This is a genomic window from Symbiopectobacterium purcellii, from assembly GCF_052050035.1.
Lineage (GTDB): Bacteria > Pseudomonadota > Gammaproteobacteria > Enterobacterales > Enterobacteriaceae > Symbiopectobacterium > Symbiopectobacterium purcellii_A.
Window position 1 is genome coordinate 370743 of the sequence record NZ_CP189882.1, and the last position, 23261, is coordinate 394003.

The window sequence follows — 23261 nt, forward strand, 5'->3', positions numbered from 1 at the left end:
TCTCTCTATCGCGCTGGCGGGGTCGTAAACAGGCTCAATTGGCGTTCGCGCTATATCAGATAAACAAGAAAGCACAAAGTTCATCGCCGCTCGCTGGCCCAAACGTAAGCAAGTATGGAGCCGCTTTACATAAATTGTTATTCCGCCGCCATCAACCGCCGGTATTCGTCGTAAGCGTAAAGATCTGTCATTCCACTGATATAATCTTGAATCAATCGGGCCCGATAATAGTATTCCAAAATCTCCTGTTCCTCGCGAGACAGCACAGAAAGTTGGAGCAGGGCTTCACCATAGGCCAGGCAATGTTTGCTGGAAAGCTTGTGGTAGAGTCGGGTTTCGATGGGATAGTGCGGATGCGTATCGTCATTTACCATCTGGCTGAACGCGTCATAAGACATTTCCAGCAGCGGGTGGTAGATGTCCAATAGCCCCCCGATCACGCGATAGCCTTGCAGTTCCAGTTTTTCGACTTCTGCGTTATTAAAGACATACTTACGAGCCACTTCTTTGAACACCCGCAACAGTTTTGCCTGCGCGCCTTTATCTTCCAGCAGCGCCTCATCAAAAGCACCAGCGTAAATCGCAGGCAAATTTTTGATAAAACGATGCGCCGCGTAAGGCACCAGCCTCGCCACCGTATTGACGCGCAACTGCATAAAAAATTGATCGTCGGTGCTGCGCCAGCGGTGCCGTTTTCGACTTTCATAAGCCTGCTCCACGGTTTTGGCAAACAGATCGGAGGGATCGAGCGTCCCCCAGGTTTGGCGCAGGTACAGATAAAGTTGCTCGGTGGTAAGGATCTCTTTTTCTACCGCATCCTCCAGATCGGCAACGCAGTAGGAGATGTCGTCCGCAGCTTCCATGATGTAGGTGAGCGGAAAGCGATGGTATTCATCCAGCGACAATTCCTGGCGCAAGTCGGCAACAAAATCCTGTTCAGAAAGGTAATACCCCGGTTTTTTCATCAAATAGCGATAGTTGTCGGGCACCTCGCCGACCCAATACGCTGGCCGGGTATATTTGAGAATGCAGCCCACCTGACTGTAGGTAAGATTCAATTTAAGCAGCGTATGCACCAAACGAATCGCCTGTGCATTGCCTTCAAAATGGCTGAGATCCTGTCGTACCTGACGCCGCAATGCGTCATGCGTATCGCCTTTCAGCCGTAGGGCTTCAACCTGACAAGCATCCTCACGCGACAATGCGCCATCCTGAATATAAGCGGCATCCAACCGTTTTCTAAACCAGTTGTTGATGGCCGATTCACCAAAATGACCAAAGGGTGGGTTGCCGATGTCGTGCATCAGGCAGGCCATTTCTACCATGCTTTCAAAAGGCGTCTGCCACAGAGACAGACCAAGGGCATCCAGTCGATTTTCGCCTTTTATCCGCACCAGAATATCTTTGGCGATGTAGCGACCGATCTGCTGCACTTCCATAGAGTGTGTCAGCCGTGAACGCACAGCGGCGTTACGCTCCAGAGGAAATACCTGCGTCTTCTGCTGTAAACGGCGGATCGCGGCAGAGTTGATGATACGCCCCCTGTCGCTTTCGAACAGGCGAACGATGTCATATTCACTCTCCGCGGTGATCGGTTTGCTCAGAGGCCGCTGAACGCTGAATTTCTTTGAAAAATCGATATCGGACATCCCCTTCCCCCTTTACCGCCGCCAAAATCACGCCTGGGTTCCATTTCCCACCGTTAGCCATGATAGACTACACAACACAGACTACGCCTAACTATTCGAAATACTATTCGAAATTTTGTGGGGAATCTTATGAAAGTCGGCATCATCGGAGCCATGGAACAAGAAGTGATGATCCTGCGCGATCGCATCGAAAACCTCAGTACCTTCACACGCGCCGGATGCGAAATCTATAGCGGGTGGCTGAACGGCGTCGAAGTAGCACTGTTAAAATCCGGCATTGGTAAGGTTTCCGCCGCGATGGGCACCACGCTGCTGCTGGAACATGCCCGTCCTGACATTATCATCAACACCGGCTCGGCGGGCGGTCTGGCACCGACTCTGAACGTCGGCGATATCGTGGTATCCAGTGAAGCGCGCTATCACGATGCTGATGTCACCGTTTTCGGCTATGAAGCAGGCCAGATGGCAGGCTGCCCGGCGGCGTTTCCTGCCGATGGATCCCTTATTGCGTTGGCCGAGCGTGCCATTGTGTCTTTGCAATTGAATGCTGTGCAAGGGCTTATTGTCAGTGGTGATGCGTTTATCAACGGTGCAGAACTGCTGGCTCGCATCCGCCGTACCTTCCCACAGGCTGTCGCGGTCGAAATGGAGGCCACCGCAATTGCTCACGTGTGCCATCAGTTTGCTGTGCCTTTCGTGGTTGTACGCGCCATCTCCGATGTGGCTGACAAAGCCTCGCACCTGAGTTTTGACGAGTTTCTGGCCGTGGCCGCCCAGCAATCGTCACGCATGGTGAGCACCATGTTGCAAGAGCTCGCCGGAAAAGCCTGATGCGCGTTCGCGGGCTCACTTTTCTGGCAATACTGTGTCTGCTCATGGCCGGACGGGCCAGCGCAGACGCCATCGCACAGCGCATTATCAGTCTGGCTCCCCACGCTACGGAGTTAGCCTTCGCAGCCGGCATGGGCGATCAGGTGATTGGCGTGAGTGCCTGGTCAAACTACCCGCCCGAAGCGCAACAGCGGGAACAGGTTGCCTCCTGGCAAGGCATCAATCTGGAGCGGGTGCTGGCCTTAAAGCCGGATTTGGTTCTGGCCTGGCGTGAAGGGAACCCGCAGCGACCGCTTGAGCAACTCTCGGCTTTTGGCATCCCTGTGGTGTATCTGGACACCACGTCGTTGGAAGCCATACCGACCATGCTGGAACAGCTTGGGCAATACAGCGCCCACCCAGAGGTTGCACGGCAAAATGCGCAGGATTTGCGTCAGCAACTGGCTGATTTGAAAGCACGCTATCCCCATGCGCCAAAACATCAGGTGTTTCTGCAATTTGGTACACACCCGCTGTTCACCTCAGGTAAGCAGTCGTTGCAGAACCAGGCACTTGCTCTGTGTGGCGGCGTCAATGTTTTCGATGACAGTAAGGTGCCCTGGCCGCAGGTCAGTCGTGAACAGGTATTACGGCGCAACCCACAGGTGATCATTACCACTGGCACCGCAGCCGATGCGGCCGCCACTCGTGATTTCTGGTCGCCACAATTGTCTGTGCCAATCATTACGGTAGACGAAGATTGGTTTAATCGCAGCAGCCCACGCATGTTGCTGGCAGCCCAGTACATTTGTCAGCAACTCGCCGCCCTCCCCGCCCAGTGAATCACAGGATCATGCCTGCAATCATGCAGGCATGATTGCAGGCTTTTCATCCAGATAAAAACCCGTTATTATGCCGCCAACGGTTAAAATATAACCGCGCATAAACTAAAACATAACGATTTGATAACGCACACTTGTGCACTGAACCGGCAACGGTTCTTTTTAACACCAGGTAGAAAAGTGATAAAAATTAGTCTGCTTAACGGGGCCTGCTGATGCTGGCCTGCAATACTGCGTATGCAGCAAGCACCAGCGGGCAAATTAATGTAGGACTTAACGTGGTTGCTGTCTGTGAGATCAGAGAAACCGCAGCCACCGCACACGTTGAGTGCCCGAACGCAAAAGCGCTGATGCCTAAGATTACGCAAACCTCGATACGCGCAGGGGCTCGTACAGTAACCCATCAGGAACCGCGGCTGATCACGATTGAGTGGCGATGACGCAGGTTGGTTTATTCAGCCTGTTAAAACAAAAAACCGCGTTGAAGAACGCGGTTTTTTTCGGCATCAGCTGTAGGATAATCAGATACTGAAAGAAGAACCGCAGCCGCAGGTGCTTTTCGCATTCGGGTTAGTGACCACGAAGCGCGAACCTTCCAGACCTTCCGTGTAATCCACCGAACCACCGACCAGATATTGCAGACTCATCGGGTCTACCACCAGCGCCACGCCCTGTTTCTCAATGGTCATGTCACCGTCGTTAATTTTATCGTCGAACGTGAAACCATATTGGAAGCCGCTACAACCGCCCCCGGTGATGTAGACGCGAAGCTTCAGCTCCGGGTTCTCTTCATCAGCAATCAGGACTTTCACCTTTTTTGCCGCCGCATCAGTGAATTGCAGCGGCACAGCCATTACTTCATCGCTCATTGTCGTACTCCCAGCTTGTCTTTTATTGGGCGGCGCACGCCGTTTGCCTTATCCCAATCATACGCTCATTATCTAACAGCGGGAAACAAGGTTCAAGGTTTGGCCTTGTGTTCATTTTCCGCACGCTGCTCTAACGCATTTTGCCGTTGCAGCGTTCGTGCCAAAATCGCAGAGTATAGCGGTTGTCCGCCTAAAAACTGCGCCATTAACGTCGCGCCCAGGCAGGTAATGATCATGGGCAGAATCAGCTGATAGTTGTCCGTCATTTCCAGCACCAGCACAATCCCGGTCAGCGGGGCACGTACTTATGCCGCAAACAACGCGCCCATTCCTGCAATGGCAAAGGTGCCAGCCCCTAATGCATAGTCAGGGAATGCGCTGTGTAAGATCAGCCCGTAGGCACCGCCTAGCACGGTGCCCAACGCCAGCATCGGCGCAAAGATCCCGCCGGGCGCGCCAGAACCAAAGCACAACAGCGTCAGCACCATACGCAACATAAATATCAGCAGCAGCATGCCCACGCTGTAGTGCGCCGCCGTTACGTCGGCAATGATGGCAAAACCCCCGCCGGAAACGTCGCTGAATGCCAGCGAAAGCACACCACATAGCCCACCGGCTAACATCCCGACCAGAATAAAGCGTGTCAGGCTCTGCCCATGAAAACGCAAAAACAGCGCCTGCGTCCCCAACACCAGCCGGTTAAACACTACGCCAACCGCACCAAACACTATGCCTAACAGCAGATAACACCATAGCGTGTTGACCGGGTCATCGGGCAGTTTGCCAACGTGGATAACCGCCGCCTCACCGTTAAACACCCGAAACACCACGCTGGACATGATGACGCCAATAAACACAGCTTTAATGTAGATCAAGTTGTAGCGAAACTGGGGCCGCATCTCTTCAATAATGAACAAGATCCCTGCCAACGGGGCGTTAAACGGGCTTTGTTGAATAATTTAAGATACTGATTTATATAAGCATTATAAAATTTCAACGACTAATTTTTCCTCTCGGAATGCTTTTTATTGTGCTAACTATTTGATTTGTCGTTCTAACAAAATACATTCTCTGTAAATGCATTCTAACTAAAGAAGATGTAAATCAAACGGTTAAATTATTCAACAAAGCCCGTTAAACGCCGCTGACAGCCCAGCTGCAGCACCGGTTGCCAGCAGTGAATGACGCACGTCTGCGCGTTTGGCCGACAACAAATCCGCGATCATTCCCCCCACGTTGCCGCCGAGTTGAACCGTTGGCCCTTCCCTGCCCAACACCATGCCAGCGCCAAGCGTTCCCAAGCCACCGAAGAACTTCGCTGGCAATACGCGCCACCAGCGTACCGGGCGAAGATCCTCCAGCGCGCCTTCAATCTCCGAGATCCCCGAGTCACCCGCTTCTGGCGCAAAACGGCGCACCAGATAATACCCCCCGGCCGCCATCAGTCCAGAGAGGAGAAACGCCAGCGGCCAGCGCCACTCCGCGTGCGCCCACTGCGTCACCGTTTCCAAACGAAGTGCTTGCAGCGCACTCACCCCTTTCTCAAAAGCCACGCCAATCAGACCGACTAATGTGCCCACCAGGGCAGCCAGCACCAGAATCATCACCGGCGTTTTATCACGGCGCAGGAATTGCCGAATCGCGGCACGGCGTACGTCAATCAGGGAAATATCGCGGGAAGTCGTCACAGGATAAACCAAAGCAGCGAATACCAAAGAGGTAAAGTATACGCCCATCCATCCCATAGCGCCTCTCTCACCCTCTATAGCCAAGCGACATTATTTTGATAACAGCCAGCTATGCTTCTTTGCCGCATATCAGGGCATAGGATGTAATCATTTTTAAGTCGGTTGGCTATAACATCAACGACGCGAATTTGATAACGCGGCAGCGTTGTTTACAATAGGCAAAACTCCGCTCTCTTTTCAGGACCCTTTCCATGAATAAATCAGAAAGTCTCTACGCTGCGGCACAGCAGCTTATTCCCGGCGGCGTCAACTCGCCGGTGCGCGCGTTCAACGGCGTCGGCGGCGTGCCGTTGTTTATCGAGCGTGCGGAAGGCTCACACCTCTACGATGCAGACGGTAACGCCTATATCGATTATGTCGGTTCCTGGGGCCCAATGGTGCTGGGACATAACCATCCCGCCATTCGTCAGGCGGTGATCGCCGCCGCAGAGCGCGGATTGAGCTTTGGTGCGCCAACCGAAATGGAAGTACATATGGCGCGGTTAGTGACCTCGTTGGTGCCGTCGATGGATATGGTGCGCATGGTGAATTCCGGTACCGAAGCCACCATGAGCGCCATCCGTCTGGCGCGCGGCTTCACGGGTCGTGACAAAATCATCAAGTTTGAGGGCTGCTACCACGGCCACGCGGACTGCCTGCTGGTCAAAGCAGGGTCTGGCGCATTGACATTAGGCCAGCCTAATTCCCCCGGCGTACCCGCTGATTTTGCCCGCCACACATTGACCTGCATCTATAACGATGTGGATTCAGTCCGTCAGGCTTTCGAGCAATACCATGATGACATTGCAGCGATTATCGTTGAGCCGGTGGCAGGCAATATGAACTGCATTCCGCCACTGCCTGAGTTTCTGCCCGGATTGCGTGCACTGTGCGATGAATTTGGCGCACTGCTGATCATTGATGAGGTGATGACGGGCTTTCGCGTGGCATTAGGCGGCGCACAGGCACACTACGGCGTGTTGCCCGACCTGACCTGTCTGGGTAAAATCATTGGTGGCGGCATGCCCGTGGGCGCTTTTGGCGGACGGCGCGATGTGATGCAAGCGCTGGCCCCAACCGGTCCGGTGTATCAGGCGGGAACTCTGTCCGGTAACCCTATTGCTATGGCAGCGGGTTTTGCCTGCCTGAGCGAAGTGGCTAAACCTGGGGTGCACGATACCCTCACCGCATTGACCACGCAGTTGGCACAGGGGCTGGAAGCCGCAGCTAAAGCACAGCATATTCCTCTGGTAGTGAATCATGTGCGCGGCATGTTCGGTCTGTTTTTCACCGACGCACCGAGCGTCACCTGCTATCAGGATGTGACGCAGTGCGACGTGGAGCGCTTTAAGCGTTTCTTCCACTTGATGCTGGCCGAAGGCGTTTATCTGGCTCCGTCAGCGTTTGAGACGGGCTTTATGTCGTTGGCTCACAGCCAGCAGGATATTGAGAACACCATCGCAGCAGCAAGTCGCTGTTTTGCCCAGCTGTAATCGCCGCCAAGAGAAACGCCCCGATCGTGCAATCGGGGCGTTTGCGCATCAGAAGTTGTAATTCACACTCATGGACACACTGCGCGGCGCGCCATAGGCATAGCTATCACTGAGGGCGCTGTAATAGCGCTTATCCAGCAGATTGTTGACGTTAGCCTGCACCGCCAGCTGTTTGTTGATCTGGTAACGACCAAACAGGTTAACCAAGGGGTAGCTTCCCTGATGCACACGCGCTGCACCCGTCGGCCCCGAGGTATCCGCAAAGGTGCCGTTCTGCCAGTTTACACCGCCGCCCAGCGCCAGCTCCGGCAGCATCGGCAACTGGTAGCGCGTAAACCACTTCAACGAAGTTTGCGGTAGCTGGCTGTTCACCCGGTTATCCGCCGCGTCTTTGGCAACATAGCGTGCAGCACCGAACGTCATCTGCCAGTTATCCGTCAGGGCACCGTTCAGTTCCAGTTCCACACCTCGACTGGTTACGCCTTGCGCACCGTAGTAAGCCTGATCGCTCGACCCATTGACCTTGTTGCTGCCATCGGTCTGCGCCAGATTGTCCTGCTCAATGCGGAACAACGCCATGGATGCCGTCAGGCGGCCATCAAACCAGTCGGATTTCAGGCCGGCATCGTAATTTTTGCCTTCAATCGGAGCCAGGTAGCTGCCGTTAACGCTCCGGTTATCCTGCGGCTGGAAGATGGAGGTGTAGCTGACATAGGCAGAGAGGGTGTCGTTGATGTCGTAAATCAACCCGGCATAAGGCGACACCTTGTCTTTGCTGAAGCTGGAGGTTATACCGCCCGTACTCCATTCGGTATAGCGCGCACCGGCCACCAGCGCCAAGGGATCGGCCAGCGAGAAACGGGCCGCACTGTAGACCGATCTCTGGTGCACAGTATCATCCGAACTTTTGGTCTGCGCCTGCCAGTTCGGTTCCGGCGCACTGCCGTTCCAGTTGTAGTAATTGCCCATATCCGCAACCGTCACTGCATCGCTCGAGGCGTAGTAGTAGTTGCGTTGGCGACTGAACCCTACCCCGGTAACCAGCTCATGCTGGCGTCCCAGCAGTTCGAACGGACCGCGCACGTAGGTTTCCAGTGCGTCCAGTTTGCGTGTGCCAGTAAACCAGCCTGCACCACCCGCCAATCCCAATCCGGTGTCTTGATCTGGTAAGCTACCGCCATTGAAAGCATAGGGCGAAGCGTACATCAGCTTGTCATCAAACTTAAAGCGTGTTGCTTAATAGTGAAATAAGGGTGTTTCGGTGATTGAAGTAAATTTTACGCTGTTCTGAGATGGAAATTCCAAAGACCGGCGCTAAGGAGTAAGAAGGTATCATCAATAAAGGGTCTACGATTCCGTAAAATTTGGGTCATGCAACCGAGGCGCTTGATACCCGCGATGGCGTGTTCAACTGTAATACGGATGCCCGAGATTATTTTATTTTCTTGTTTTTGTTCAGGCGATAAAGGTCTTTTTCGAGTTCCTTTTTTTGGGATTTGTGTATTAGGATGCTGTTTATCTATACCTTGAAAACCGGTATCTGCCCAGATGGTTACCTCAGGAGGAATATGGCGAATTATATCGACTTTATCGAGTAAGCGTTTATCGTGACGGCGCCCATTTTTGCTCATGGGGATAAATCCAATTTGCCTTGTTTCGTCAGTCATAATAAGCCCTTTTCGAGTGGTCTGTCTTTTCTTTCCCGAATACATTTTTTTCGCCGACGCAGATTCTTAGGCTTTTGGACAGGTCGCTCTGTCCCATCAATAAAGACGTCTTTAACTCCAGGAAAGGCGCGAAAAAATTCCTCAGCAGAGCGAATTTGACGAGCGGGCAAAACACATTCTCGCCCCAAGGTCATCTCTAAAACCGGCAATAATATTTTTACCCAGCGACATACCCGTGTTCTATCTAAACCAAAAAGAAGTGCTTGCAAATCATAGGTCGGATAACATTTTAAATACAATAAAATAAAAAGCAGTTTATCTAATGGGGTTGGGATAAATCCTTTCTGGAGACTGTAAAATAATCTGTGTAAATGGCATTTTGAGGAAAACCTTCAAAGGATAACAAAATGCCTATCAGCAACGAACTTATTGACCAACTGCTTCAAGATTGTCACTCCCCTCAGGATCTGCTGGGTGAATCAGGCCTACTCAAGGTGCTGACTAAAAGACTGGCGGAACGGGTTCTTGAAGCTGAGATGGAGATGCACCTTGGGTATGCTAAGCATGACCCGGCTGGTAATCATTCAGGCAACTCACGCAATGGCAAGACATCCAAGAGCGTACGTAGCCAAAATGGGGAGATCGAGCTCGATATTCCGCGCGACCGCAACAGTACCTTCGAGCCGACACTGATCGGTAAGCACGAAAAACAGCTTAACGGCTTCGATGACCGCATTATTTCTCTCTATTCCAGAGGGTTATCAACCCGTGATATTCAGGCACACTTTAAAGAAGTCTACGGGGTCGATGTTTCCGCTGGCTTCATTTCTCAAGTGACCAATGCTGTGATGGATGAAGTTAAGCGCTGGCAGCAACGGCCGCTGGATGCGCTTTATCCCATTGTTTACCTTGACTGTATTGTTGTCAAAAGCCAGGACGGCGGAGCCGTGGCCAACAAGTCTGTTTATCTGGCCCTCGGCGTCAACGGCCAGGGCGAAAAAGAGCTGCTGGGGCTATGGATAGCCAAAACTGAGGGGGCCAAGTTCTGGTTATCTGTGATGACAGAACTGAAAAATCGTGGGCTAAAGGACATCTTCGTCGCCTGCTGCGATGGCCTGAAAGGCTTTCCTGATGCCATTGAAGCTGTTTACCCGCATACGCGGGTACAGCTCTGCATTGTGCATCAGGTGCGGAACTCGCTGCGCTACGTCGGCTGGAAAGAGCGTAAGGCCGTTGCTGCTGACCTGCGCACCATCTATAGTTCCGCAACGCTAGAGGGCGCTGAAGAGGCCCTGGATGCCTTCGCGGCCAAATGGGATGAACAGTTCCCGACGATCAGCCCATCGTGGAGAAATAATTGGGAACGTCTCATCGTCATTTTTGACTTTCCGCCGGAGATCCGCAAGGTTATCTACACCACCAACGCGATAGAGTCGTTAAATGCTTCATTGCGCAAGATAACGAAAACGCGACGAATATTTCCAACGGATGACTCGGTGATAAAATTACTCTATCTAGCCTTGCATAATATCTCTGCTAAATGGACCTTGCCAATCAGAGACTGGAAACCTGCTATGAGCCAATTCATGTTGATGTATGGAGAACGAATCTCCGGTTAAGCAATGGAGCCATTTACACAAAATTCTTTACAGACTCCATATGGTGTAATCAAAATTAAGTCGCTTGGCTATATCTTTCAGTCGATAGCTTTGACCGCTGATTTGCGCGATATGCGCATGGTGAAGCAGCCGATCCAGCATCACCGCCGTCAGCGTTTCATCATCTCCGAATGTCCCCGACCACTGGGTAAACGGCAGGTTGCTGGTCAGGACCACGCTGCCTGACTCATACCGTTTAGCGATAACCTGGAAGAACAGATTGGCTTCCATTTTACCGAAGGGAAGGTAGCCAACCTCATCTATGATCAACAACTTAGGCTTACCCACAACGCGATTAAGATAGCTTTTTAACTCCCCCTGACGATGTGATGCGAGCAGCTGTAGCATCAGATCTGCGGCTGTGACGAACCGAATACTCATTCCGGCCATCGCGGCTCTGTAGCCGAGTGCTGTCGCCAGGTGCGTTTTACCTACCCCGGACGGACCCAGCAAGACCAGGTTCTCCTGACCCTCGATAAACGCCAGCCCGGCCAACTCCTGGATCTGACTGCGAGGTACGCCACTCGCAAAGGCGAAATCAAACTGCTCCAGCGTCTTGATCACCGGTAGGCCTGATAAACGCAAAATATAGCCAACCGACTTAAAAATGATTACATCCTATGCCCTGATATGCGGCAAAGAAGCATAGCTGGCTGTTATCAAAATAATGTCGCTTGGCTATAGTCTGCCGGCGCCGTTCGTTCAGCCCATCATGCTGAAGCTGTAAAGCAGCTTCAAGGAAGTCGGCATGAGTGCCGTTGCTGTCGATCGTCGTCTGAGCAACGGCGGGCCACTCAGCCGGTAATCTATCGAGCTTAAGCTGCTCGCAGAGCGCTGCGATACGATCATGCTGGAGGTTCATGCTTCTACCTCCAGTAGCGCCTGATACGTAGCCAACGGGTGCTGGAGACTCTCTGTGGGTATGGGGAGCGAGCAACTCGCCGGTACCGGTGGAGGCAATGCCAGTGTTATCTTCGGCAATGGCAACAACGCAGCCCGCTCACGCGGCATGCGTTGTTCAGGCGGAATACCGGTGGTGCCATGTTTACGGGTGTTGGCAACGGTGATCAACCACTCACCAATGCGTGCATTAGCCGCGGGGACGTCCAGTATCAGCCCAGCCTGGCGAAACGTGGCGGCAAGCGGCACAACAAAGCTGTTCTTGAGGTAATGGTTGAAGCGTTCGACCTGCCCTTAGTCTTGGCGCGGTAGGGACGGCAAACTTTAGGCGTAAAGGCATACTTCTCAGCCAGTTGCATCAACTGTGAGTTCCAGCGATGCTTGCCGGGCCCGTAGACATCACGCTCAATAATGATGGCCTTGGCGTTGTCGAACAGCAACTAATGCGGAGTTCCGCCAAAGAACTTAAGTGCAGACTCAATGCCGTCACACCAGGCTGCGGACTCCTGGTTGCTGTAGAACTTGACGAAAGTCGCCCGGCTCCAGCCCAGCGTAGCGACGAAGGCCAGCAACGTGTTATGGCCCTGCCTGACGATGGTGAAATCAACCTGCATCTGTACGCCGGGTTCGGTCTCAAAGCGCGTGACCGCCTCAGTAACGGGCTGCTTCATGGGGTGGGCTTTGTTGAATAATTTAACCGTTTGATTTACATCTTCTTTAGTTAGAATGCATTTACAGAGAATGTATTTTGTTAGAACGACAAATCAAATAGTTAGCACAATAAAAAGCATTCCGAGAGGAAAAATTAGTCGTTGAAATTTTATAATGCTTATATAAATCAGTATCTTAAATTATTCAACAAAGCCCATGGGGTGTAGAAATGCGGTAAGCATGCTATAGCCGCCATCATATCCCCGTTGGCCTATCTCGCGCAGCAGCACACTGGCCGGTATCCACTGTGGTCTGGCAGCAGCAACGCGCTCGAGAACATACGGCTTGAACGGGTCAAGCTTGCATGTTCTAGGCATACGCGGCTTGTAACGCATGTCAGCCACCGGTAGTGGACTACGGATATATCGTCGAACGGTCTCGCGGGAGCATGAAAGCTGCCGCGCGATGGCGCGGATGGACATGCCTTGATGGTGTAAAACGTGAATCTCCACTCTGGTCTCCAATGTCATCATTGGCAGTGCCTTAAAACTGCCATTTTTACCCTAGGTGGGTCAGATTTACATCGGCAGGTGGGCCAGTTTTACATCGGTAGCGACAGTTATCTTGCGCAATGAAGCATTTAACGACTCTATCGCGTTGGTGGTGTAGATAACCTTGCGAATCTCCGGCGGAAAATCAAAAATGACGATGAGACGTTCCCAATTATTTCTCCACGATGGGCTGATCGTCGGGAACTGTTCATCCCATTTGGCCGCGAAGGCATCCAGGGCCTCTTCAGCGCCCTCTAGCGTTGCGGAACTATAGATAGTGCGGAGGTCAGCAGCAACGGCTTTACGCTCTTTCCAGCCGACGTAGCGCAGCGAGTTCCGCACCTGATGCACGATGCAGAGCTGTACCTGCGTATGCGGGTAAACAGCTTCAATGCCCCATTCCCACTCGAAACGCAACAAAGTGACCCACTTGCCAGAGTCGGATAAAATCACCGTTCTGGCCATACTGGAGAGCCTGTTGCATGCAGGGAAAACATCTGACTCAGAAAGAACGGTTCTACATCGAAAAGCGGCGTGGTGAAGGTGTCAACCAAGCTACCATTGCCAGAGAGCTTGCTCTGCCTCGCTCGACCATCAGCAGGGAACTCAGACGCAATACCGACCCTACTTTCAATGGTGTCTACTGCTGTAGAAGGGCGGACACTCTGGCCCGGGAACGCCGTCATAAGCCTCTGCCAAACAATGCTTTTTACCAGTTGGAGCCACACATTCAGAACTTCATCAGGCAGGCGCTTTCCACTCACTCTTCACCTGAAATCATCAGTGGCCGTTTGCACCTGGAATTCGGTATACCTGTCAGCAAGAATACGCTATATCGCTATAGCTAAACGACTTAATTTTGATTACATTATTTAAATGAGCTATTCAATTGATTTTAGACGTAAAGTGATATCTACACGGAAAAACGAAGGGTTGAGTATCCGAGAAACAGCGAAGCAATTTCGGATTGGCCCTGCCTCTGTATCGCGTTGGATTAATCAAATAGAGTCAAAAGCATCGACCACGCGTCAGCGAAAGATCGATAAATCCGAGTTGATAAAAGATGTTGAACAATATCCAGATGCTTACCAAAAAGAACGTGCAGAGCGTTTTGGCGTTTGTCAGAAGGCCATTTGGCAAGCGCTTAAAAAGCTGGGATTGACCTATAAAAAAAACTCTACGTCATCCGAAAGCCGACGAAAACGCCCGGCAGGGATTTCAACAAAAAAAACAACAGTATGAAAAAGAAGGTAAACCTATTGTTTTTATTGATGAAAGTGGTTTTTCACACGATGCCCCACGGACTCACGGCTATTCCCCAAAAGGTCAACGGTGTTTTGGCCTGAAGAACTGGGGAGCTAGGGGAAGAACAAATGTTATCGGCGCTTTATTAGGCACAACGCTGTTTGCTATCGGATTATTTGATATCAATATTAACAGCGATGTTTTCTATGCCTGGGTCACACAAGTCCTTATCCCAGTACTCCCTAAAAACAGTGTAATCATGATGGACAATGCCACTTTTCACAAAAAACATAATATTCAACAAGTCATCATCGATGCAGGGTATATGGTGGAGTATTTGCCTACATATTCGCCAGATCTTAACCCAATTGAGCATAAATGGGCACAAGCAAAAAGCAAAAAAAGAGAGATGGGTTGCGATACAGAGAGTTTGTTCTCAGTCCATATGGTGTAATCAAAATTAAGTCGCTTGGCTATATATCCTGCAGGAGAGACAGGCTGGCGGGGAGCTATATCAGCAACTTCCTCATCGGGGAAAACGTTACAGGTACAATGCCGAAAACCTCAAATCAGGCCCTATTCCCAACCGTGTTGGTATTGAGTATCGCCCAGCTCAAGCCGAGCTTAAACAGGAGCCTGGCCACTTCGAAATTGACACTATTTTTGGCAAAGACCAGAAGTCATTCTTGTTAACCATCGTAGATAACGCATTGAAAACCGTCATCATTCGCAAACTGCCTAATAAGCGTGCGGAGACTGTGGTTGCTGCTTTCAGGGACATTGAAGCTAATACCTTTTGCAAGTTTAAGACCCTAACAGCTGATAACGGCCCTGAATTCGCTCTGCACGAGCAAATTACTCAAATCACAGGGGCGCAGGTCTACTTTGCCCATCCTTATCATTCCTGGGAGAGGGGCTTGAATGAGCACACCAACGGGCTGATACGACGTTTTTACCCAAAGGGAACAGACTTCAGTCAGGTCAGTCATCGTAAGATTGCCGAACTCGAACACATATAGCCAAGCGACTTAATTTTGATTACACCATATGGACTGAGAACAAACTCTCTGTATCGCAACCCATCTCTCTTTTTTTGCTTTTTGCTTGTGCCCATTTATGCTCAATTGGGTTAAGATCTGGCGAATATGTAGGCAAATACTCCACCATATACCCTGCATCGATGATGACTTGTTGAATATTATGTTTTTTGTGAAAAGTGGCATTGTCCATCATGATTACACTGTTTTTAGGGAGTACTGGGATAAGGACTTGTGTGACCCAGGCATAGAAAACATCGCTGTTAATATTGATATCAAATAATCCGATAGCAAACAGCGTTGTGCCTAATAAAGCGCCGATAACATTTGTTCTTCCCCTAGCTCCCCAGTTCTTCAGGCCAAAACACCGTTGACCTTTTGGGGAATAGCCGTGAGTCCGTGGGGCATCGTGTGAAAAACCACTTTCATCAATAAAAACAATAGGTTTACCTTCTTTTTCATACTGTTGTTTTTTTTGTTGAAATCCCTGCCGGGCGTTTTCGTCGGCTTTCGGATGACGTAGAGTTTTTTTTATAGGTCAATCCCAGCTTTTTAAGCGCTTGCCAAATGGCCTTCTGACAAACGCCAAAACGCTCTGCACGTTCTTTTTGGTAAGCATCTGGATATTGTTCAACATCTTTTATCAACTCGGATTTATCGATCTTTCGCTGACGCGTGGTCGATGCTTTTGACTCTATTTGATTAATCCAACGCGATACAGAGGCAGGGCCAATCCGAAATTGCTTCGCTGTTTCTCGGATACTCAACCCTTCGTTTTTCCGTGTAGATATCACTTTACGTCTAAAATCAATTGAATAGCTCATTTAAATAATGTAATCAAAATTAAGTCGTTTAGCTATACTCAATACAAGGGGCAGAAAATCGCTGGGCTATCGTTCCCCCAATGAGGTATTTTTAACGCACTTACTGGTGGCATAAGCCTCTACCGTTTTGTTGCGTTTCGAGTGGGAATGGGGCTCCAGCCATCCGGCTTCATAGCCTTTGTCCAGACAGAGGCGGAGCTTTCTGCCGCGTCTGCCCGTCTGAAGGGCGTCGAGAGTATCAGCAACCAGCTTTATGTCGTGGGTATTTGCCCCTGAGACAACCAGAGAGAGGGGAAGCCCGTTCGCATCGGTCATCAGGCTACGCTTTACACCCTGTTTCCCCCGGTCTGTGGGATTCCGTCCTGTTTTTTTGAGCCTGCCAGCGGTGACTTCGTCATACAACCATCCATCGACAGCCATGACCAGTCGATAGCATCCAGCTGCTCGCAGGCCAGCAACCCGTTCTGCCAGAACCGTTCAAAAACTCCTGCATCCCGCCACTCCTGGAAGCGGCGGTGAGCGGAGCTTGACGAGCATATCCCGGTGGCATTCAGGGCATTCCACTGGCAACCCGTTCTGAGCACAAAGAGAATGGCGTTCATTGCGGCACGATTATCAACCCGCCTGCGATGCGTACCCAGCGGATGGTGGGTTTTGTGTTCCGGGAGCAACGGAACCATTTTCCCCCAGAGTTCATCGCTGATCTGCCACTTATTGCTTGCCATACTTCCCTCAGAAATTGCCATTACTTATTAACTGACAATTCCTTTTGGGATAGGTTCTAAGAACCGGCAATGCGACACAGTTCACTGATACTGGTTTCACCATGTCGTCTTAATTTCACTGCTTAAGGCATAAATTTCTCAAGCGCTGAAAGTGAGAATTGCAATGCATCATGCTGTGCCACTTTAGCGCTCAAAGGATGCACATTGATCGTTGCCGGATCCGTCCCCATCGATGGATCAATCGCAGACAAAAGCGTAAGAATAGCCCTGCATAACAGCCGGTAATTGATGTGATGATCGCTCGTGAAATGGACACCTTCTCGATATAACACCGAGTGGTCCTTTGCACGCGTCAGTTCAATACGGATGATAGATTTTTCACCATGCCGAATTTCCATACCAGAAATATAATAGTCTGCCTGTGATTTTTCGATTGCAGACAGATAGCTACTGTAATCCTGGACGCTACGCGTCAGACAAGACGAAACAACGTTAATGGGCAAATCCAGACAATGCAACCAATCAATCAATTGATCGTGAAGTGAAATAGCTTGGTACCGATGCTGCATTTCAAAGATAAACAATGCAATATTGCATGCTCTCTTATAAACGGGAGCATCAGAGACGGTCATGTCATTGTGGCTCACGGGTAAGGCAGGCTGAGCCGTTATAGCAGGGAGATTGGCGATCTGAACCTCAGGGACAAAACGATAGCCCTTGCCGTAGATGTTATCGATGAATCTGTTTTTTCTTGAGTGACCCAACGTGCGGCGCAAGACATAAATACACCGCGTCAAAGACTCATCGGAGACCAATCCCCCTTTCCACACATGTTCAATTATTGCATCTTTTAAAATAACGGTATGTGCGTTTTGTAGCATAAAGGACAATACAGCACTCTCTTTAGGCGCTAAATAGATAGCGCCTTTATCTTTTGTCAGTAATTGACCATTATGAAAAGAAAAACCTTTAAATATAAATTGATGAAATTTCATTTTTACTATTCCTTACGAAATAGAGGCATAACTTTGCGCAATAAAGGAATAACACATACAGTCACCTAACAGGTGCTATTCCCAACAAGCGGTAATGACTTTACTTCGGTTTTTTAGAGCAAACAAATGAAATACTGCTTAAAACGTTTTCAGGCATATCAGCAGAACAAAAGTGGCAGAGCCAACGTCACAGATAATATACGAGAATCGATAATTTTAATCACCGAATTCATTGGTAAGTCCAGGCCAATGCACTAAAAATCCCGAGTAAAAAAAACAACACCTTCATCAATATAAAATACTGCAAAGATAGTAAAAATTAAAATTTAGTATCGCCAAACAGAAATATCACTTACATAATAGGTAATTATCGACGGCCATATCCCACTGGTACTGCTCTTTCGGTTTGGCAGGCACGCCCGAAGACTTATCAACACGCATGTAATCTATGCTATGCGAAGGCATACCAGTCTGCTTCACCCTGTCACATATCATGGATTTCTTAGCGGGGTCTTGCATCGTCGCACGAATCCGCTCCCAAAATTGGCTCACCTGCTTTTCAGACAATTGCGCCAATGCTTCACCTAAGCGTTTTCCATGTGCCATCTTTGCATATTGTGTACCAATAAGGTTTGCATCGAACCATGTGTAGCTTCCCGCCAAGGCATAAAGGAATACGGCTCGGTCGAACTTCTGAGCACGGACACATTCCGTCATTTCAGCGTAGAGCTCATCGGGCCCGCCTGAAGCGCTATAAAGGGGATCGGTACGACATGCTTTTCCTGCAACCTCAAGGCTGGTACTGTTTCTGCTATTACTCCCAGCTCTATCTGGAACTGAGCGTGTCGCAGACTGACATCCCACTAACAACAGCGACAATAATAAAGTGCTGGCTGCGAAAAAAATGGGTTTACCAGTCATAATTTTCATCAGGATCGAGCCCATCTGATAACATGACTTTTTGCATCCAGTCGTTGTACATAAACCGCATGGCATAATTATTGCGCTCCTCATCGCTTAGCTCTTTGACCACCTCACTGATTTCTGTGATATTTCCATCTTTTTCATAAAGCACAGTGGTGGGAGTTAATAAAGAATTAATCGTTGCCATCACTTATTTTCCTTAATTATCATCATCATCTGATATCAACCTCTCACGCAACGGTGAATACGTCCCAAGTTGCGCGTAAAGCTTTTCCAGTGTTTGCTGAGAAAGCTGTTCACAACTTTCATGCATTGATTGCGTGTCAAAAAATGTATCTATTTGATTATCAACAAACGTCTCTGGTAAAAATTCAACCAATTGCTCACGATACTTGAATACATATCGCAAATCTTGATGATACTCAAAAATAACGCCCCCCCGGTGCATACTATCAATATAGGCCATTAATCTGCGTTTATAGCGGCGTCTGTCGCTGGGCAGCAGAATATAAAAAGGCGTTTTGTCATCTCGGCCATCAATCTCATCGGCCCAACTCTCAAACAAGGCACAGATCACGCTTTCCTTATTGACAGTGTCACTCAACAAGCGCTTTGCCCGTTGGCGTACCTGTCCATAGAGTTCATTCACAATGCCTTGTTTATCCTGAATAAAACCGGTTACTGTTTCGATTGAAGTCACCACGCCGTGTTCATAACCATTGCGATAGGCCTGCTGGCGTATTGCCTCGGCGTCACGACTGGCATCGCTGATGATCTTTTTGGCATGTTCCCTGGCCTGCGCCACGACGCTGATTCTCAGATTATGTGCTACACGATTCTTGTTTGTTAGCAGCACATTTTCTTGCAGCATATTGGCATATGATGTCTCAACATCTTTGAGCATATTGAATAGCCATCCTCATTGCTAATTCATTATCACCGATGGGTATCGGCAGCACATTCTCCACATCGTTGTCCGCAGAAAACAATAATGGCAGTCGTTCTCTCATTGCCGTCGAGACAGAAGCGGAGAATAAGTCAATTTCTTGTTTAGCGCACAATGCATATTGCTCCAAGGAATAAGAAAATGTACTCACTGGATTACTTTCAAGCAGATTCAACAATGAAAATTGCCTGACAGATTTTTCAAGCTTCCACCAGATTCCACACTGAAACAGATTGCTCTTATAGCGCTGACAAGCCACCATAAAGGCCGCCTTGGTTAGCAAATGCCAATGCGCAGCTAAATATCGCTCTCTTTCATTATTCAGATCGAGCGGTTCAACCGAAAGGGAAAAGTTTTCGATTAAAATATCATTTATGATTCGATGACACCCTGGCGTCGAAAACCCTGGGGGCAGTGAAAAACGTTTTGGGTGAATCCAGGATAACGGATTATATATGATATTCAGGCTATTACCGCATTCCCTTTGCTCTTTATCCATTACTCTTTCCATGACATTCAGATATTAACTATTTTCTATCTTCAGTGACATTTACGTGGAGTTCAGGATCATCCGATGCAGTTTTATTATTCGTCTGTGTCAGGACACGCTTCTTTAACTTATCTAAAAAGGCATGCTGACGTTGACTAATGAACAACAGCATCGCGGCTAACAAGGCAACGGTTACCACACCAAGGCTTATTAACCATGTCGGTGTGTTAGACTTTGCCGCCTGAATGGATACCGGAGCATGCCGCTGAACGTCATTAATTTTAGATAACACAACAGAAATATTGTCGTAATTAACATCCTCAAAACTATTTTTAAGAAAGCGCTTTACGTCACTGATTAACAAGGTGGTATCTGTAATGCTGTTATCATAATTGAGCAACGTTGAAAGATGAACGGCCGATCTTCTCCTATCGCCATCGCTGGAGCTCATATCGTAGCTCACATGCACGCGAGCGGAAACGACCCCTGAAATTGACAGCAACGAATGCTCAAGTCGTTGCTCGATGCCGGAATAGAGACGAGCCTTCTCAGCGCGCGGAGAAGAAACAAGCGCATCAGCAGGAAACAGCTGTGCAATATCGATCGCGGGTGGACGCGGCAGCCCATAAGTATTCATTAAATCAACAGAAGCCGAAAAATCTTGAGCGCTTACAGAGAGACTATATCCCTCTTTTTTGATCTCATTTTTATCAACCTTGATGTTATTGCGCTGTAAAAGCGCAATAACTTCATTAGCCTGTTGTTGATCTAACCCTTTCAGCAAAACATCTTGCTTACAACCTACAAGAAAAGCTGCCAGTATGGGAAATAACAGGTATTTATTCATGATTATGAACGTAATAATGTTTCAACAGCACTGACCCCTTTACGCGTCAATGTACTGATGAGTGATACATGTAAGTTATAGTCAGAAGTTCGCTGTTGAAGTTCTGCCAACATTTCAGGATCTGTGGAAGCATTGGTGTTTTTCAACAACGAAATCACGTTACGTTGCTCCGCAGACATATTTACCGATTCCCGCGCATAAGCGCGAAGCAAACGATCTTCCAGCGACACATGGGCAGATTCTGGCATGGTAATATCATGCCAATTGCCAGATAACTGTGTCACCATACTGGTGTTATGATTCATAGCCTAATCCTGGTAACAGCATTAACGGAAGTTGGCAATAATCGCAGAGCCCACATCTTTGTATACCTTCACAACGTTAGATTGCGCGTTACGGTACAGTGTATACTCTGACAAACGAGACTGATAAATCGCCAACAGCTCTGGGTTAGAAGGGTCTGCTTGCAGTTTTGTTAGCGCCGCATCCAATTCTGTATTAAGATCTTTTACACCATCGTCAAAGTCTGACGATTTTTTTGACAAAAAACCACTCCATGTTGGGTCTGTACTTATGTCGCTCATATAAAATCCTTACTTATGTTTTTGGAAAATACCAATGCCCAGCGCCAAGCTTTATGTAGCTCTGCTCGCCAAATTTAAATGATTTATCTTTGAACCAATCAGTTTCCAGCTCAACAGAAAAGTGAACATATCTCACACCCCACTGTTGATAGTATTGATTGACAAAGTTTTTGATACTTTCGAGCATGCCATCTTCTATGACGCCCAATATAACAAAGGTGACAGTATCGCCATTGTCTATTTCACGAAAAGAGAGCGCCATCTTTTTCAATCCTTGATTGGCAATACTCCTGACTGTTTTATCCTCCAGATTGTCGAAGCTTACTGAATCCATATAGGGGAATTTTTCTTTCAGGGCAGCAATAAAATCCCCGCGTACCTTTTCACTTAATTCATTTCTTTCTGTGCTCATTATAAGCATTGGGTGTTGAGGATCACTCAACCGTACCTGATGAAACTTCAATGCAGGCCAATAGGTTTCCACCCAACGCGAAATTCGCTCCTCTTCACTGGCAATATTGACAACAGTAACCTGTTGACGCAGCGGATTTCTGACCATGGTTTGAATAGCCCAATCACTCGCTTTCTCACTACCAGCAAAAACATAAATCCAATTATTACGAGCATAAACTATCTGATAATCATCGGACGCAAAATTCAATAATGTTGAGACATTGTCAATCTGGCGCTGTGTTCCCGTCAGGTAGCCATAACCCGCAGCGAATACAGCACTCAATAAGGCAACCGCTGCCAACGACTTATACCATACACTTTTAGTATTCTTAACAACCTCAGCCGTCGCTGAGGCTTGTGCCTTGGCGCTGTCCGGATATTCCCCGGATAGGATGTCGTCCGAGAATTCAGAATACTGATTTCGCCAGGCAAATTTTTGCATCCCGACGGTGATAACTTCATTTTCTGACAATGCAATCAGTGGTGAGCAATCGTCTGAGATCTCACGCACATAAACATGGCATGAATCACTCAGTTTAACGATTATTTCGAAACTTACATCCGTCTGTTCAGCCGGAATATAAATAGTATTATCAGGCATCTGCGTGCCATTATATTGCTTGCTAATCGTTTTTTCATCAGTTGAAAGAAAAAGTGTGTTGCCTTCAAGTAAAGCAAACTCACATCCACGTAAAACGCCGTTAAGCAGCCTAACGACTATCCTTTTTTCTTTATCGATATTTCTATCTTCATCCAATAACATTGCTAAATTCTCAAGGAAATCGATACCATTACATTCACTTTTGACAAGATATCCCAGCTAGCTACCAACATCTTGATTCAATAATAATGGAAAATTGATTTCACATCAGATTTGCCAGCCAGTAACCTAATAATTGTCAAGAAAAATAATGAGAGTGTATACTCCCACATAGAAAAGAGTACTTATCGTCAATATAATTGGTTATTTTTAGAAAGGACAAGCGACTGAGAAAGTAAAGAGAGGTGAGAAGGAATGAATAATGGGCCGAGTAACACCCCGACCCACATTTAGATTAATTGCATTGTTCATGAATCAGTCGATAGAGATCCTTAACATAGTTCACATCGTCCAGCCCATCATCTTTAATGTTAAGCGCAAACTCCTGCTCGAGCACTAACATCAGATCTATCATCATCATTGAATCAGCCAATAGATCGTAATATAGGTGTTTCTCTGGTAATACATCCGCAGAAGAACAATTTATAACAGAAGAAACCACATTATTGATGCGTTCCTCAACGTTTTGATTCATTACTATTCCTTCTAAATCTCACAGAATAAGCCAATTAAAATGACGTCAGGTCGCTTGTACCAAACAGGACGACCACTTC

The 23261-nt window shown here is 48.5% G+C and carries 25 protein-coding genes and 8 pseudogenes; 8 read left to right on the forward strand and 25 right to left on the reverse strand.

Features of this window, described 5'->3' with window-relative positions:
* Positions 1 to 137: 137 nt before the first annotated feature.
* Positions 138 to 1649 carry a dGTPase gene (gene dgt / locus ACQGXV_RS03640; RefSeq protein ID WP_440864909.1) on the reverse strand — a complete coding sequence of 504 codons (1512 nt, stop codon included), beginning with the start codon at positions 1647 to 1649 and terminating at the stop codon, positions 138 to 140.
* Positions 1650 to 1778: 129 nt separating this feature from the next.
* Between dgt and mtnN the strand changes: the two genes are divergently transcribed.
* Positions 1779 to 2480 carry a 5'-methylthioadenosine/S-adenosylhomocysteine nucleosidase gene (mtnN, locus tag ACQGXV_RS03645; RefSeq protein WP_440864910.1) on the forward strand — a complete coding sequence of 234 codons (702 nt, stop codon included), beginning with the start codon at positions 1779 to 1781 and terminating at the stop codon, positions 2478 to 2480.
* Positions 2480 to 3301 (forward strand): vitamin B12 ABC transporter substrate-binding protein BtuF, encoded by an 822-nt coding sequence (gene btuF / locus ACQGXV_RS03650; RefSeq protein ID WP_440864911.1) that lies wholly within the window; start codon positions 2480 to 2482, stop codon positions 3299 to 3301. The genes mtnN and btuF overlap by 1 nt, the downstream gene beginning before the upstream one ends.
* A 521-nt stretch (positions 3302 to 3822) precedes the next feature.
* Here the strand turns inward: btuF and erpA are convergent.
* The 3 genes and pseudogenes from erpA to ACQGXV_RS03665 all read right to left on the reverse strand — a co-directional run.
* On the reverse strand, positions 3823 to 4170 hold the full coding sequence (gene erpA, locus ACQGXV_RS03655) for an iron-sulfur cluster insertion protein ErpA (protein ID WP_222157826.1): 348 nt from the start codon (positions 4168 to 4170) through the stop codon (positions 3823 to 3825).
* 92 nt (positions 4171 to 4262) lie between these two features.
* Positions 4263 to 5108: pseudogene (clcA, locus tag ACQGXV_RS03660) on the reverse strand (H(+)/Cl(-) exchange transporter ClcA); the annotation flags it as partial.
* A gap of 198 nt (positions 5109 to 5306) precedes the next feature.
* Positions 5307 to 5774 (reverse strand): annotated as a pseudogene (locus ACQGXV_RS03665) (chloride channel protein); the annotation flags it as partial.
* Between the two features lie 335 nt (positions 5775 to 6109).
* Here ACQGXV_RS03665 and hemL point away from each other — a divergent pair.
* On the forward strand, positions 6110 to 7390 hold the full coding sequence (hemL, locus tag ACQGXV_RS03670; RefSeq protein ID WP_440864912.1) for a glutamate-1-semialdehyde 2,1-aminomutase: 1281 nt from the start codon (positions 6110 to 6112) through the stop codon (positions 7388 to 7390).
* Between the two features lie 48 nt (positions 7391 to 7438).
* On the opposite strand, the gene ACQGXV_RS03675 is transcribed toward hemL, so the two are convergent.
* From ACQGXV_RS03675 to ACQGXV_RS03685, 3 genes are all read right to left on the reverse strand, one after another.
* Positions 7439 to 8596, reverse strand: a complete 1158-nt coding sequence (locus ACQGXV_RS03675; RefSeq protein WP_440864913.1) for a TonB-dependent receptor domain-containing protein — start codon at positions 8594 to 8596, stop codon at positions 7439 to 7441.
* 71 nt (positions 8597 to 8667) lie between these two features.
* Positions 8668 to 9102 carry a transposase family protein gene (locus tag ACQGXV_RS03680; RefSeq protein ID WP_440862780.1) on the reverse strand — a complete coding sequence of 145 codons (435 nt, stop codon included), beginning with the start codon at positions 9100 to 9102 and terminating at the stop codon, positions 8668 to 8670.
* Positions 9054 to 9392: a helix-turn-helix domain-containing protein gene (locus ACQGXV_RS03685; RefSeq protein ID WP_440867209.1), complete on the reverse strand. Its 339-nt coding sequence runs from the start codon at positions 9390 to 9392 to the stop codon at positions 9054 to 9056. The genes ACQGXV_RS03680 and ACQGXV_RS03685 overlap by 49 nt, the downstream gene beginning before the upstream one ends.
* A gap of 72 nt (positions 9393 to 9464) precedes the next feature.
* Between ACQGXV_RS03685 and ACQGXV_RS03690 the strand changes: the two genes are divergently transcribed.
* Positions 9465 to 10676 carry an IS256 family transposase gene (locus ACQGXV_RS03690; protein ID WP_440862551.1) on the forward strand — a complete coding sequence of 404 codons (1212 nt, stop codon included), beginning with the start codon at positions 9465 to 9467 and terminating at the stop codon, positions 10674 to 10676.
* Between the two features lie 27 nt (positions 10677 to 10703).
* Here ACQGXV_RS03690 and istB read toward each other — a convergent pair.
* The 5 pseudogenes from istB to ACQGXV_RS03715 all read right to left on the reverse strand — a co-directional run.
* Positions 10704 to 11577 (reverse strand): annotated as a pseudogene (istB, locus tag ACQGXV_RS03695) (IS21-like element helper ATPase IstB).
* A pseudogene (istA, locus tag ACQGXV_RS03700) lies at positions 11574 to 12289 on the reverse strand (IS21 family transposase); the annotation flags it as partial. The pseudogenes istA and istB, both read right to left, overlap by 4 nt.
* A gap of 201 nt (positions 12290 to 12490) precedes the next feature.
* Positions 12491 to 12712: pseudogene (locus ACQGXV_RS03705) on the reverse strand (IS21 family transposase); the annotation flags it as partial.
* A pseudogene (locus ACQGXV_RS03710) lies at positions 12689 to 12799 on the reverse strand (helix-turn-helix domain-containing protein); the annotation flags it as partial. The pseudogenes ACQGXV_RS03705 and ACQGXV_RS03710, both read right to left, overlap by 24 nt.
* 84 nt (positions 12800 to 12883) lie before the next feature.
* A pseudogene (locus ACQGXV_RS03715) lies at positions 12884 to 13210 on the reverse strand (transposase); the annotation flags it as partial.
* Between the two features lie 89 nt (positions 13211 to 13299).
* On the opposite strand from ACQGXV_RS03715, the gene ACQGXV_RS03720 reads away from it, so the two are divergent.
* From ACQGXV_RS03720 to ACQGXV_RS03735, 4 genes are read left to right on the forward strand one after another with little or no spacing between them, the layout of a single operon-like run.
* A complete protein-coding gene (locus ACQGXV_RS03720) occupies positions 13300 to 13665 on the forward strand; it encodes a transposase (protein WP_440864914.1) in 366 nt (121 codons plus the stop codon).
* Between the two features lie 28 nt (positions 13666 to 13693).
* The gene (locus ACQGXV_RS03725; protein WP_440862584.1) at positions 13694 to 14059 is read left to right on the forward strand and encodes an IS630 transposase-related protein; all 366 of its coding nucleotides are present in this window, start codon (positions 13694 to 13696) and stop codon (positions 14057 to 14059) included.
* Positions 13983 to 14516 carry an IS630 family transposase gene (locus ACQGXV_RS03730; RefSeq protein WP_440862665.1) on the forward strand — a complete coding sequence of 178 codons (534 nt, stop codon included), beginning with the start codon at positions 13983 to 13985 and terminating at the stop codon, positions 14514 to 14516. The genes ACQGXV_RS03725 and ACQGXV_RS03730 overlap by 77 nt, the downstream gene beginning before the upstream one ends.
* A 28-nt stretch (positions 14517 to 14544) precedes the next feature.
* A complete protein-coding gene (locus ACQGXV_RS03735; RefSeq protein ID WP_440867211.1) occupies positions 14545 to 15081 on the forward strand; it encodes an IS30 family transposase in 537 nt (178 codons plus the stop codon).
* A 19-nt stretch (positions 15082 to 15100) separates the two neighbouring features.
* Here ACQGXV_RS03735 and ACQGXV_RS03740 read toward each other — a convergent pair whose 3' ends face one another.
* The 13 genes and pseudogenes from ACQGXV_RS03740 to ACQGXV_RS03800 all read right to left on the reverse strand — a co-directional run bounded on the left by ACQGXV_RS03740 (position 15101) and on the right by ACQGXV_RS03800 (position 23182).
* On the reverse strand, positions 15101 to 15634 hold the full coding sequence (locus tag ACQGXV_RS03740; RefSeq protein WP_440862665.1) for an IS630 family transposase: 534 nt from the start codon (positions 15632 to 15634) through the stop codon (positions 15101 to 15103).
* Entirely contained in the window at positions 15558 to 15923 is a 366-nt protein-coding gene (locus ACQGXV_RS03745) for an IS630 transposase-related protein (RefSeq protein WP_440862584.1), read from the reverse strand. The genes ACQGXV_RS03740 and ACQGXV_RS03745 overlap by 77 nt, the downstream gene beginning before the upstream one ends.
* A 156-nt stretch (positions 15924 to 16079) precedes the next feature.
* Positions 16080 to 16648: pseudogene (locus ACQGXV_RS03750) on the reverse strand (IS5 family transposase); the annotation flags it as partial.
* Positions 16649 to 16770: 122 nt separating this feature from the next.
* Complete coding sequence (locus tag ACQGXV_RS03755; RefSeq protein ID WP_440864915.1) at positions 16771 to 17643, reverse strand: winged helix-turn-helix domain-containing protein; 873 nt, start codon at positions 17641 to 17643, stop codon at positions 16771 to 16773.
* A 348-nt stretch (positions 17644 to 17991) separates the two neighbouring features.
* Complete coding sequence (locus ACQGXV_RS03760) at positions 17992 to 18588, reverse strand: hypothetical protein (protein ID WP_440864916.1); 597 nt, start codon at positions 18586 to 18588, stop codon at positions 17992 to 17994.
* Positions 18554 to 18757 (reverse strand): hypothetical protein, encoded by a 204-nt coding sequence (locus ACQGXV_RS03765; RefSeq protein WP_440864917.1) that lies wholly within the window; start codon positions 18755 to 18757, stop codon positions 18554 to 18556. The genes ACQGXV_RS03760 and ACQGXV_RS03765 overlap by 35 nt, the downstream gene beginning before the upstream one ends.
* A 9-nt stretch (positions 18758 to 18766) precedes the next feature.
* Positions 18767 to 19471, reverse strand: a complete 705-nt coding sequence (locus ACQGXV_RS03770; protein ID WP_440864918.1) for a hypothetical protein — start codon at positions 19469 to 19471, stop codon at positions 18767 to 18769.
* Positions 19455 to 20024, reverse strand: coding sequence for a hypothetical protein (locus ACQGXV_RS03775; RefSeq protein ID WP_440864919.1), 570 nt, complete (start codon positions 20022 to 20024; stop codon positions 19455 to 19457). Before ACQGXV_RS03775 ends, ACQGXV_RS03770 begins: the two co-directional genes overlap by 17 nt.
* Before the next feature lie 16 nt (positions 20025 to 20040).
* Positions 20041 to 20850, reverse strand: a complete 810-nt coding sequence (locus ACQGXV_RS03780; RefSeq protein ID WP_440864920.1) for an EscJ/YscJ/HrcJ family type III secretion inner membrane ring protein — start codon at positions 20848 to 20850, stop codon at positions 20041 to 20043.
* 2 nt (positions 20851 to 20852) lie between these two features.
* Positions 20853 to 21137, reverse strand: coding sequence for a type III secretion system inner rod subunit SctI (sctI, locus tag ACQGXV_RS03785; protein ID WP_440864921.1), 285 nt, complete (start codon positions 21135 to 21137; stop codon positions 20853 to 20855).
* Positions 21138 to 21176: 39 nt separating this feature from the next.
* A complete protein-coding gene (locus ACQGXV_RS03790; protein WP_440864922.1) occupies positions 21177 to 21434 on the reverse strand; it encodes a type III secretion system needle complex protein in 258 nt (85 codons plus the stop codon).
* A 13-nt stretch (positions 21435 to 21447) separates the two neighbouring features.
* Positions 21448 to 22650 carry a PrgH/EprH family type III secretion apparatus protein gene (locus tag ACQGXV_RS03795; protein ID WP_440864923.1) on the reverse strand — a complete coding sequence of 401 codons (1203 nt, stop codon included), beginning with the start codon at positions 22648 to 22650 and terminating at the stop codon, positions 21448 to 21450.
* A gap of 292 nt (positions 22651 to 22942) precedes the next feature.
* Complete coding sequence (locus tag ACQGXV_RS03800) at positions 22943 to 23182, reverse strand: acyl carrier protein (RefSeq protein ID WP_440864924.1); 240 nt, start codon at positions 23180 to 23182, stop codon at positions 22943 to 22945.
* Positions 23183 to 23261: the final 79 nt, after the last annotated feature.

Coding starts and splice junctions, on each gene's coding strand:
- dgt (WP_440864909.1), bottom strand. CDS start 1,649: ATGTCCGATATCGATTTTTCAAAGAAATTCAGCGTTCAGCGGCCTCTG.
- mtnN (WP_440864910.1), top strand. CDS start 1,779: ATGAAAGTCGGCATCATCGGAGCCATGGAACAAGAAGTGATGATCCTG.
- btuF (WP_440864911.1), top strand. CDS start 2,480: ATGCGCGTTCGCGGGCTCACTTTTCTGGCAATACTGTGTCTGCTCATG.
- erpA (WP_222157826.1), bottom strand. CDS start 4,170: ATGAGCGATGAAGTAATGGCTGTGCCGCTGCAATTCACTGATGCGGCG.
- hemL (WP_440864912.1), top strand. CDS start 6,110: ATGAATAAATCAGAAAGTCTCTACGCTGCGGCACAGCAGCTTATTCCC.
- ACQGXV_RS03675 (WP_440864913.1), bottom strand. CDS start 8,596: ATGTACGCTTCGCCCTATGCTTTCAATGGCGGTAGCTTACCAGATCAA.
- ACQGXV_RS03680 (WP_440862780.1), bottom strand. CDS start 9,102: ATGTATTCGGGAAAGAAAAGACAGACCACTCGAAAAGGGCTTATTATG.
- ACQGXV_RS03690 (WP_440862551.1), top strand. CDS start 9,465: ATGCCTATCAGCAACGAACTTATTGACCAACTGCTTCAAGATTGTCAC.
- ACQGXV_RS03720 (WP_440864914.1), top strand. CDS start 13,300: ATGCAGGGAAAACATCTGACTCAGAAAGAACGGTTCTACATCGAAAAG.
- ACQGXV_RS03725 (WP_440862584.1), top strand. CDS start 13,694: ATGAGCTATTCAATTGATTTTAGACGTAAAGTGATATCTACACGGAAA.
- ACQGXV_RS03745 (WP_440862584.1), bottom strand. CDS start 15,923: ATGAGCTATTCAATTGATTTTAGACGTAAAGTGATATCTACACGGAAA.
- ACQGXV_RS03755 (WP_440864915.1), bottom strand. CDS start 17,643: ATGAAATTTCATCAATTTATATTTAAAGGTTTTTCTTTTCATAATGGT.
- ACQGXV_RS03760 (WP_440864916.1), bottom strand. CDS start 18,588: ATGGGCTCGATCCTGATGAAAATTATGACTGGTAAACCCATTTTTTTC.
- ACQGXV_RS03770 (WP_440864918.1), bottom strand. CDS start 19,471: ATGCTCAAAGATGTTGAGACATCATATGCCAATATGCTGCAAGAAAAT.
- ACQGXV_RS03775 (WP_440864919.1), bottom strand. CDS start 20,024: ATGGAAAGAGTAATGGATAAAGAGCAAAGGGAATGCGGTAATAGCCTG.
- ACQGXV_RS03780 (WP_440864920.1), bottom strand. CDS start 20,850: ATGAATAAATACCTGTTATTTCCCATACTGGCAGCTTTTCTTGTAGGT.
- sctI (WP_440864921.1), bottom strand. CDS start 21,137: ATGGTGACACAGTTATCTGGCAATTGGCATGATATTACCATGCCAGAA.
- ACQGXV_RS03790 (WP_440864922.1), bottom strand. CDS start 21,434: ATGAGCGACATAAGTACAGACCCAACATGGAGTGGTTTTTTGTCAAAA.
- ACQGXV_RS03795 (WP_440864923.1), bottom strand. CDS start 22,650: ATGTTATTGGATGAAGATAGAAATATCGATAAAGAAAAAAGGATAGTC.
- ACQGXV_RS03800 (WP_440864924.1), bottom strand. CDS start 23,182: ATGAATCAAAACGTTGAGGAACGCATCAATAATGTGGTTTCTTCTGTT.